Annotated in this window: 1 protein-coding gene; it reads right to left on the minus strand. The window is 80.2% G+C overall.

The annotated features are described in order from the left end of the window. A partial coding sequence (locus F0U44_RS23185) for a hypothetical protein (protein WP_223163815.1) occupies positions 1 to 207 on the minus strand: 207 nt, incomplete at both ends.

Genomic DNA, 207 nt, shown 5'->3' on the forward strand with positions numbered 1-207 from the left:
AGGGCGTTCTGGGTGAAGTCCTGGGTCGTCGCCCCGCGGGCGGCGCCCGGGGAGCCGGGCGCCGTGGTGCTGTCACCGGTGTGGACCGCATCCGTGTTGCCGGGCGCGGGCGGCTCGGGCCGGGCGGGGGCGGCCGGCGCGGTCGAGACGATGCCCCCCTGCCGCGACGCGAGCAGCCGCAGGAGGCCGGCCGCCAGCAGGTAGCCG

The sequence above is a fragment of the Nocardioides humilatus genome, assembly GCF_008373755.1.
GTDB lineage: Bacteria > Actinomycetota > Actinomycetes > Propionibacteriales > Nocardioidaceae > Nocardioides > Nocardioides humilatus.